Source organism: Comamonas squillarum, from assembly GCF_025309455.1.
GTDB classification, from domain to species: Bacteria; Pseudomonadota; Gammaproteobacteria; order Burkholderiales; family Burkholderiaceae_C; genus Comamonas; species Comamonas squillarum.
In genome coordinates this window covers 3,036,919-3,047,500 of the sequence record NZ_CP104377.1, presented here as the reverse complement: position 1 = coordinate 3,047,500, position 10,582 = coordinate 3,036,919, and the positions used below count along the sequence as shown (strand labels likewise).

The window sequence follows — 10,582 nt, the reverse complement described above, 5'->3', positions numbered from 1 at the left end:
GAGGGGAGTGAAATAGATCCTGAAACCGCATGCTTACAAAAAGTCGGAGCCCTTAGGGGTGACGGCGTACCTTTTGTATAATGGGTCAGCGACTTACATTCAGTGGCAAGCTTAACCGAATAGGGAAGGCGTAGAGAAATCGAGTCCGAATAGGGCGACAAGTCGCTGGGTGTAGACCCGAAACCAAGTGATCTATCCATGGCCAGGATGAAGGTGCCGTAACAGGTACTGGAGGTCCGAACCCACTAGTGTTGCAAAACTAGGGGATGAGCTGTGGATAGGGGTGAAAGGCTAAACAAACTTGGAAATAGCTGGTTCTCTCCGAAAACTATTTAGGTAGTGCCTCAAGTATTACCTGCGGGGGTAGAGCACTGTTTAGGCTAGGGGGTCATGGCGACTTACCAAACCTATGCAAACTCCGAATACCGCAGAGTACAGCTTGGGAGACAGAGCACCGGGTGCTAACGTCCGGACTCAAGAGGGAAACAACCCAGACCGCCAGCTAAGGTCCCTAAAACGGGCTAAGTGGGAAACGAAGTGGGAAGGCTAAAACAGTCAGGATGTTGGCTTAGAAGCAGCCATCATTTAAAGAAAGCGTAATAGCTCACTGATCGAGTCGTCCTGCGCGGAAGATGTAACGGGGCTAAGCCAGTTACCGAAGCTGCGGATGCACAGTTTTACTGTGCGTGGTAGGAGAGCGTTCTGTAAGCCTGTGAAGGTGTCTGGTAACGGATGCTGGAGGTATCAGAAGTGCGAATGCTGACATGAGTAGCGTTAAAGCGGGTGAAAAGCCCGCTCGCCGTAAGCGCAAGGTTTTCTACGCAACGTTCATCGGCGTAGAGTAAGTCGGCCCCTAAGGTGAGGCAGAGATGCGTAACTGATGGGAAACGGGTCAATATTCCCGTACCGATGTGTAGTGCGATGTGGGGACGAAGAAGGTTAGCTCAGCCAACTGTTGGATATGTTGGTTCAAGCCTGTAGTCGTGCTCGGTAGGCAAATCCGCCGGGCTAAGATGAGGGGTGATAACGGGTCTGCTTGCAGACGAAGTGAGTGATACCCAGCTTCCAGGAAAAGCCACTAAGCTTCAGCTACACACGACCGTACCGCAAACCGACACTGGTGCGCGAGATGAGTATTCTAAGGCGCTTGAGAGAACTCAGGAGAAGGAACTCGGCAAATTGACACCGTAACTTCGGGAGAAGGTGTGCCCTCAGTAAGTGAAGTTGTACAAACGGAGCTAAACGGGGTTGCAAAGAATAGGTGGCTGCGACTGTTTAATAAAAACACAGCACTCTGCAAACACGAAAGTGGACGTATAGGGTGTGACGCCTGCCCGGTGCTGGAAGATTAAATGATGGGGTGCAAGCTCTTGATTGAAGTCCCAGTAAACGGCGGCCGTAACTATAACGGTCCTAAGGTAGCGAAATTCCTTGTCGGGTAAGTTCCGACCTGCACGAATGGCGTAACGATGGCCACACTGTCTCCTCCTGAGACTCAGCGAAGTTGAAATGTTTGTGATGATGCAATCTCCCCGCGGAAAGACGGAAAGACCCCATGAACCTTTACTGTAGCTTTGTATTGGACTTTGAACAGATCTGTGTAGGATAGGTGGGAGGCTTTGAAGTGAGGATGCTAGTTCTCATGGAGCCAACGTTGAAATACCACCCTGGTGTGTTTGAGGTTCTAACCTTGGTCCATTATCTGGATCGGGGACAGTGCATGGTAGGCAGTTTGACTGGGGCGGTCTCCTCCCAAAGCGTAACGGAGGAGTTCGAAGGTACGCTAGTTACGGTCGGACATCGTGACGATAGTGCAATGGCATAAGCGTGCTTAACTGCGAGACTGACAAGTCGAGCAGATGCGAAAGCAGGACATAGTGATCCGGTGGTTCTGTATGGAAGGGCCATCGCTCAACGGATAAAAGGTACTCTGGGGATAACAGGCTGATACCGCCCAAGAGTTCATATCGACGGCGGTGTTTGGCACCTCGATGTCGGCTCATCTCATCCTGGGGCTGTAGTCGGTCCCAAGGGTATGGCTGTTCGCCATTTAAAGAGGTACGTGAGCTGGGTTTAAAACGTCGTGAGACAGTTTGGTCCCTATCTTCCGTGGGCGCTGCAGATTTGAGGAAGCCTGCTCCTAGTACGAGAGGACCGGAGTGGACACACCTCTGGTGTATCGGTTGTCACGCCAGTGGCATTGCCGAGTAGCTATGTGTGGAAGAGATAACCGCTGAAAGCATCTAAGCGGGAAACTCGTTCCAAGATGAGATCTGCCGGGGGCTTGACCCCCCTGAAGAGTCGTTCTAGACCAGGACGTTGATAGGTTGGGTGTGGAAGCGCAGCAATGCGTTAAGCTAACCAATACTAATTGCTCGTGCGGCTTGACCCTATAACTTTGATTGGCCCCGCCTTAGATGGGGCCCAATGCAAAGAACACTGCAACTGCAGTTATGCCCAAAGCGCAATCAAATTTAGCTGATAAGACTCTATGAATTCGCCGAGCTGCCTAACGAACCTGGCAGCAAAGCAAAAAGTTATGCCTGATGACCATAGCAAGTTGGTACCACTCCTTCCCATCCCGAACAGGACAGTGAAACGACTTCGCGCCGATGATAGTGCGGATTCCCGTGTGAAAGTAGGTCATCGTCAGGCTTTTATACTGAAAACGTCCAGCAACTAGCTGGACGTTTTCTTCTCTGCTCTTAAAAGAGTAGCGTGCCAGGCCCAAGGGTCGGTGAGCTGCAAGAGTTGAGAAGAAAACGTGAAAACGTTCTGGAGTGCAGCAAAAGCTGTGCTACAATACAAGGCTTCGCTGATCGCGGCGAAGGGGATCTAAGGGTTGAGGCTCTTGGGTCAGGTCTTTAAAAATTAACAGCCGATAAGCGTGGGCGTTTGGTGGCGATTGCCATATGTTCTTCGGAGCAAAACAAGCGCTCACTTTAAACAGTAATGATGAAGATCTTAGGATCTTTTTTATTCCGTCAAGTGAGTGAGTAGTCGAGAGACTTTAAATTCAAGATCGAACTATAGAGTTTGATCCTGGCTCAGATTGAACGCTGGCGGCATGCTTTACACATGCAAGTCGAACGGTAACAGGTCTTCGGATGCTGACGAGTGGCGAACGGGTGAGTAACACATCGGAACGTGCCTAGTAGTGGGGGATAACTACTCGAAAGAGTAGCTAATACCGCATGAGATCTAAGGATGAAAGCAGGGGACCTTCGGGCCTTGCGCTACTAGAGCGGCTGATGGCAGATTAGGTAGTTGGTGGGATAAAAGCTTACCAAGCCGACGATCTGTAGCTGGTCTGAGAGGACGACCAGCCACACTGGGACTGAGACACGGCCCAGACTCCTACGGGAGGCAGCAGTGGGGAATTTTGGACAATGGGCGAAAGCCTGATCCAGCAATGCCGCGTGTAGGATGAAGGCCCTCGGGTTGTAAACTACTTTTGTACGGAACGAAAAGCTCTCTTCTAATAAAGGAGAGTGATGACGGTACCGTAAGAATAAGCACCGGCTAACTACGTGCCAGCAGCCGCGGTAATACGTAGGGTGCGAGCGTTAATCGGAATTACTGGGCGTAAAGCGTGCGCAGGCGGTTATGTAAGACAGAGGTGAAATCCCCGGGCTCAACCTGGGAACGGCCTTTGTGACTGCATAGCTAGAGTACGGTAGAGGGGGATGGAATTCCGCGTGTAGCAGTGAAATGCGTAGATATGCGGAGGAACACCGATGGCGAAGGCAATCCCCTGGACCTGTACTGACGCTCATGCACGAAAGCGTGGGGAGCAAACAGGATTAGATACCCTGGTAGTCCACGCCCTAAACGATGTCAACTGGTTGTTGGGAATTAACTTTCTCAGTAACGAAGCTAACGCGTGAAGTTGACCGCCTGGGGAGTACGGCCGCAAGGTTGAAACTCAAAGGAATTGACGGGGACCCGCACAAGCGGTGGATGATGTGGTTTAATTCGATGCAACGCGAAAAACCTTACCCACCTTTGACATGTACGGAAGTGACCAGAGATGGACATGTGCTCGAAAGAGAACCGTAACACAGGTGCTGCATGGCTGTCGTCAGCTCGTGTCGTGAGATGTTGGGTTAAGTCCCGCAACGAGCGCAACCCTTGCCATTAGTTGCTACGAAAGGGCACTCTAATGGGACTGCCGGTGACAAACCGGAGGAAGGTGGGGATGACGTCAAGTCCTCATGGCCCTTATAGGTGGGGCTACACACGTCATACAATGGCTGGTACAAAGGGTTGCCAACCCGCGAGGGGGAGCTAATCCCATAAAGCCAGTCGTAGTCCGGATCGCAGTCTGCAACTCGACTGCGTGAAGTCGGAATCGCTAGTAATCGTGGATCAGAATGTCACGGTGAATACGTTCCCGGGTCTTGTACACACCGCCCGTCACACCATGGGAGCGGGTCTCGCCAGAAGTAGGTAGCCTAACCGTAAGGAGGGCGCTTACCACGGCGGGGTTCGTGACTGGGGTGAAGTCGTAACAAGGTAGCCGTATCGGAAGGTGCGGCTGGATCACCTCCTTTCTGGAAAACAGCTTCGCTGTTTCGGTGGATGCTAACTTTGTGCAAACAAAGTTAAGTGCCATCGGCACGGCAGGAGCCAAAAAAGCAATCAAGATTGAACGCCCACACTTATCGGTTGTTGGAACACAAGCCAGGTGGCTAGCTCACAAGAGTTAGCTGCGTGGAATGGGTCTGTAGCTCAGCTGGTTAGAGCACTGTGTTGATAACGCAGGGGTCGTTGGTTCGAGCCCAACTAGACCCACCATAGATTCCAACGGATTAGAGGTTGAGCTTATGCCGCTTTAGTTAGTCGATGATTGACTAGAGCCAAGCAGTGCGAGGCGTCTGGTGCGAAGCACACTGATGTGTGTGAGCAGCGGGCAACGAAGCAATGCGCCGGCTATAGGCAATCAGGGGGATTAGCTCAGCTGGGAGAGCACCTGCTTTGCAAGCAGGGGGTCGTCGGTTCGATCCCGTCATCCTCCACCAATACTTTTACTGATAACTTATCACTCAACACCAAAGCGGTTTCGCAAGAGACTGTTTTGTTGTTGATTCCGGATTCCCGGATCAAACGGCTGTTCTTTAAAAATTCATAGAGTCGAAAATCAGCGTTGCTGGTGGAAACTGCACATTCGTAAAGGTTTAGTGCAGACCGTGCCACCAGCAACAATTTGATTGCGTCAAAACGAATGAAACTTTGCGAGAGCAATTTTATTCAGTAATGACGAATATTCTTCAAGAATGTGGATCTGGGCGACCGGGTCTACAGCAAAGATATTCACATTACGGCATAACGCGCGAGGTGAGAGACCTCGCAAAGCAGTTGCTTGGGTTCTTGAGCTTGAGATCTAGAGATAGATGTCAAAGTTATAGGGTCAAGTGACTAAGAGCATGTGGTGGATGCCTTGGCGATGATAGGCGACGAAAGACGTGATAGCCTGCGATAAGCTTCGGGGAGTTGGCAAATAAACTTTGATCCGGAGATTTCTGAATGGGGGAACCCACCTAGCAATAGGTATCGGCAACTGAATACATAGGTTGTCGAAGCGAACCTGGAGAACTGAAACATCTAAGTACCCAGAGGAAAAGACATCAACCGAGATTCCGATAGTAGTGGCGAGCGAATTCGGAAGAGCCTTGCAGTGATAGTCAGTGTGTTAACAAAACGGAATGGAAAGTCCGGCCATAGTGGGTGATAGCCCCGTATGTGAAAACGCATTGGTGGTACTAGGCTGCAGACAAGTAGGGCGGGGCACGAGAAACCCTGTCTGAATATGGGGGGACCATCCTCCAAGGCTAAATACTCATCATCGACCGATAGTGAACAAGTACCGTGAGGGAAAGGCGAAAAGAACCCCGGGAGGGGAGTGAAATAGATCCTGAAACCGCATGCTTACAAAAAGTCGGAGCCCTTAGGGGTGACGGCGTACCTTTTGTATAATGGGTCAGCGACTTACATTCAGTGGCAAGCTTAACCGAATAGGGAAGGCGTAGAGAAATCGAGTCCGAATAGGGCGACAAGTCGCTGGGTGTAGACCCGAAACCAAGTGATCTATCCATGGCCAGGATGAAGGTGCCGTAACAGGTACTGGAGGTCCGAACCCACTAGTGTTGCAAAACTAGGGGATGAGCTGTGGATAGGGGTGAAAGGCTAAACAAACTTGGAAATAGCTGGTTCTCTCCGAAAACTATTTAGGTAGTGCCTCAAGTATTACCTGCGGGGGTAGAGCACTGTTTAGGCTAGGGGGTCATGGCGACTTACCAAACCTATGCAAACTCCGAATACCGCAGAGTACAGCTTGGGAGACAGAGCACCGGGTGCTAACGTCCGGACTCAAGAGGGAAACAACCCAGACCGCCAGCTAAGGTCCCTAAAACGGGCTAAGTGGGAAACGAAGTGGGAAGGCTAAAACAGTCAGGATGTTGGCTTAGAAGCAGCCATCATTTAAAGAAAGCGTAATAGCTCACTGATCGAGTCGTCCTGCGCGGAAGATGTAACGGGGCTAAGCCAGTTACCGAAGCTGCGGATGCACAGTTTTACTGTGCGTGGTAGGAGAGCGTTCTGTAAGCCTGTGAAGGTGTCTGGTAACGGATGCTGGAGGTATCAGAAGTGCGAATGCTGACATGAGTAGCGTTAAAGCGGGTGAAAAGCCCGCTCGCCGTAAGCGCAAGGTTTTCTACGCAACGTTCATCGGCGTAGAGTAAGTCGGCCCCTAAGGTGAGGCAGAGATGCGTAACTGATGGGAAACGGGTCAATATTCCCGTACCGATGTGTAGTGCGATGTGGGGACGAAGAAGGTTAGCTCAGCCAACTGTTGGATATGTTGGTTCAAGCCTGTAGTCGTGCTCGGTAGGCAAATCCGCCGGGCTAAGATGAGGGGTGATAACGGGTCTGCTTGCAGACGAAGTGAGTGATACCCAGCTTCCAGGAAAAGCCACTAAGCTTCAGCTACACACGACCGTACCGCAAACCGACACTGGTGCGCGAGATGAGTATTCTAAGGCGCTTGAGAGAACTCAGGAGAAGGAACTCGGCAAATTGACACCGTAACTTCGGGAGAAGGTGTGCCCTCAGTAAGTGAAGTTGTACAAACGGAGCTAAACGGGGTTGCAAAGAATAGGTGGCTGCGACTGTTTAATAAAAACACAGCACTCTGCAAACACGAAAGTGGACGTATAGGGTGTGACGCCTGCCCGGTGCTGGAAGATTAAATGATGGGGTGCAAGCTCTTGATTGAAGTCCCAGTAAACGGCGGCCGTAACTATAACGGTCCTAAGGTAGCGAAATTCCTTGTCGGGTAAGTTCCGACCTGCACGAATGGCGTAACGATGGCCACACTGTCTCCTCCTGAGACTCAGCGAAGTTGAAATGTTTGTGATGATGCAATCTCCCCGCGGAAAGACGGAAAGACCCCATGAACCTTTACTGTAGCTTTGTATTGGACTTTGAACAGATCTGTGTAGGATAGGTGGGAGGCTTTGAAGTGAGGATGCTAGTTCTCATGGAGCCAACGTTGAAATACCACCCTGGTGTGTTTGAGGTTCTAACCTTGGTCCATTATCTGGATCGGGGACAGTGCATGGTAGGCAGTTTGACTGGGGCGGTCTCCTCCCAAAGCGTAACGGAGGAGTTCGAAGGTACGCTAGTTACGGTCGGACATCGTGACGATAGTGCAATGGCATAAGCGTGCTTAACTGCGAGACTGACAAGTCGAGCAGATGCGAAAGCAGGACATAGTGATCCGGTGGTTCTGTATGGAAGGGCCATCGCTCAACGGATAAAAGGTACTCTGGGGATAACAGGCTGATACCGCCCAAGAGTTCATATCGACGGCGGTGTTTGGCACCTCGATGTCGGCTCATCTCATCCTGGGGCTGTAGTCGGTCCCAAGGGTATGGCTGTTCGCCATTTAAAGAGGTACGTGAGCTGGGTTTAAAACGTCGTGAGACAGTTTGGTCCCTATCTTCCGTGGGCGCTGCAGATTTGAGGAAGCCTGCTCCTAGTACGAGAGGACCGGAGTGGACACACCTCTGGTGTATCGGTTGTCACGCCAGTGGCATTGCCGAGTAGCTATGTGTGGAAGAGATAACCGCTGAAAGCATCTAAGCGGGAAACTCGTTCCAAGATGAGATCTGCCGGGGGCTTGACCCCCCTGAAGAGTCGTTCTAGACCAGGACGTTGATAGGTTGGGTGTGGAAGCGCAGCAATGCGTTAAGCTAACCAATACTAATTGCTCGTGCGGCTTGACCCTATAACTTTGATTGGCCCCGCCTTAGATGGGGCCCAATGCAAAGAACACTGCAACTGCAGTTATGCCAAAGACTTGAGATCAGACAATGATGAACACCACAGCGTGTTACAATCACTGGCTCAGGTCGGCGCAATCAAATAAAACGCTGATAGCACCAAGCTCCAAAGCTTGATGCCGACTCTATGAATTCGCTTCGAAAGCAGCAATGCCCTGATCGACCGATCAGCGCAAAGCCGCCAAGGAGCAAAAAGTTATGCCTGATGACCATAGCAAGTTGGTACCACTCCTTCCCATCCCGAACAGGACAGTGAAACGACTTCGCGCCGATGATAGTGCGGATTCCCGTGTGAAAGTAGGTCATCGTCAGGCTTTTATACTGAAAACGTCCAGCAACTAGCTGGACGTTTTCTTCTCTGCTCTTAAAAGAGTAGCGTGCCAGGCCCAAGGGTCGGTGAGCTGCAAGAGTTGAGAAGAAAACGTGAAAACGTTCTGGAGCACAGCAAAAGCTGTGCTACAATACAAGGCTTCGCTGATCGCGGCGAAGGGGATCTGAGGGTTGAGGCTCTTGGGTCAGGTCTTTAAAAATTAACAGCCGATAAGCGTGGGCGTTTGGTGGCGATTGCCATATGTTCTTCGGAGCAAAACAAGCGCTCACTTTAAACAGTAATGAGGAAGATTTTAATCTTCTTGATTCCGTCAAGTGAGTGAGTAGTCGAGAGACTTTAAATTCAAGATCGAACTATAGAGTTTGATCCTGGCTCAGATTGAACGCTGGCGGCATGCTTTACACATGCAAGTCGAACGGTAACAGGTCTTCGGATGCTGACGAGTGGCGAACGGGTGAGTAACACATCGGAACGTGCCTAGTAGTGGGGGATAACTACTCGAAAGAGTAGCTAATACCGCATGAGATCTAAGGATGAAAGCAGGGGACCTTCGGGCCTTGCGCTACTAGAGCGGCTGATGGCAGATTAGGTAGTTGGTGGGATAAAAGCTTACCAAGCCGACGATCTGTAGCTGGTCTGAGAGGACGACCAGCCACACTGGGACTGAGACACGGCCCAGACTCCTACGGGAGGCAGCAGTGGGGAATTTTGGACAATGGGCGAAAGCCTGATCCAGCAATGCCGCGTGTAGGATGAAGGCCCTCGGGTTGTAAACTACTTTTGTACGGAACGAAAAGCTCTCTTCTAATAAAGGAGAGTGATGACGGTACCGTAAGAATAAGCACCGGCTAACTACGTGCCAGCAGCCGCGGTAATACGTAGGGTGCGAGCGTTAATCGGAATTACTGGGCGTAAAGCGTGCGCAGGCGGTTATGTAAGACAGAGGTGAAATCCCCGGGCTCAACCTGGGAACGGCCTTTGTGACTGCATAGCTAGAGTACGGTAGAGGGGGATGGAATTCCGCGTGTAGCAGTGAAATGCGTAGATATGCGGAGGAACACCGATGGCGAAGGCAATCCCCTGGACCTGTACTGACGCTCATGCACGAAAGCGTGGGGAGCAAACAGGATTAGATACCCTGGTAGTCCACGCCCTAAACGATGTCAACTGGTTGTTGGGAATTAACTTTCTCAGTAACGAAGCTAACGCGTGAAGTTGACCGCCTGGGGAGTACGGCCGCAAGGTTGAAACTCAAAGGAATTGACGGGGACCCGCACAAGCGGTGGATGATGTGGTTTAATTCGATGCAACGCGAAAAACCTTACCCACCTTTGACATGTACGGAAGTGACCAGAGATGGACATGTGCTCGAAAGAGAACCGTAACACAGGTGCTGCATGGCTGTCGTCAGCTCGTGTCGTGAGATGTTGGGTTAAGTCCCGCAACGAGCGCAACCCTTGCCATTAGTTGCTACGAAAGGGCACTCTAATGGGACTGCCGGTGACAAACCGGAGGAAGGTGGGGATGACGTCAAGTCCTCATGGCCCTTATAGGTGGGGCTACACACGTCATACAATGGCTGGTACAAAGGGTTGCCAACCCGCGAGGGGGAGCTAATCCCATAAAGCCAGTCGTAGTCCGGATCGCAGTCTGCAACTCGACTGCGTGAAGTCGGAATCGCTAGTAATCGTGGATCAGAATGTCACGGTGAATACGTTCCCGGGTCTTGTACACACCGCCCGTCACACCATGGGAGCGGGTCTCGCCAGAAGTAGGTAGCCTAACCGTAAGGAGGGCGCTTACCACGGCGGGGTTCGTGACTGGGGTGAAGTCGTAACAAGGTAGCCGTATCGGAAGGTGCGGCTGGATCACCTCCTTTCTGGAAAACAGCTTCGCTGTTTCGGTGGAT

At 51.3% G+C, this 10,582-nt stretch carries 2 tRNA genes and 6 rRNA genes (1 of these 8 cut by a window edge); all 8 read left to right on the top strand.

Annotated elements, in window-relative coordinates:
- Positions 1–2,392 (top strand): 23S ribosomal RNA (locus tag N4T19_RS14105) (it extends 487 nt beyond the left edge of the window).
- A gap of 150 nt (positions 2,393–2,542) precedes the next feature.
- Positions 2,543–2,655, top strand: a 5S ribosomal RNA gene (gene rrf / locus N4T19_RS14100).
- 369 nt (positions 2,656–3,024) lie between these two features.
- Positions 3,025–4,553 (top strand): 16S ribosomal RNA (locus N4T19_RS14095).
- A gap of 167 nt (positions 4,554–4,720) precedes the next feature.
- Positions 4,721–4,797, top strand: a tRNA-Ile gene (locus N4T19_RS14090).
- Positions 4,798–4,945: 148 nt separating this feature from the next.
- Positions 4,946–5,021, top strand: a tRNA-Ala gene (locus N4T19_RS14085).
- A 387-nt stretch (positions 5,022–5,408) separates the two neighbouring features.
- Positions 5,409–8,287: ribosomal RNA gene (locus N4T19_RS14080) — 23S ribosomal RNA — on the top strand.
- A 256-nt stretch (positions 8,288–8,543) separates the two neighbouring features.
- A 5S ribosomal RNA gene (gene rrf / locus N4T19_RS14075) occupies positions 8,544–8,656 on the top strand.
- 367 nt (positions 8,657–9,023) lie between these two features.
- A 16S ribosomal RNA gene (locus N4T19_RS14070) occupies positions 9,024–10,552 on the top strand.
- The 16S, 23S and 5S rRNA genes sit together here with 2 tRNA genes alongside, the layout of an rRNA operon.
- The last annotated feature ends 30 nt before the right edge of the window (positions 10,553–10,582 follow it).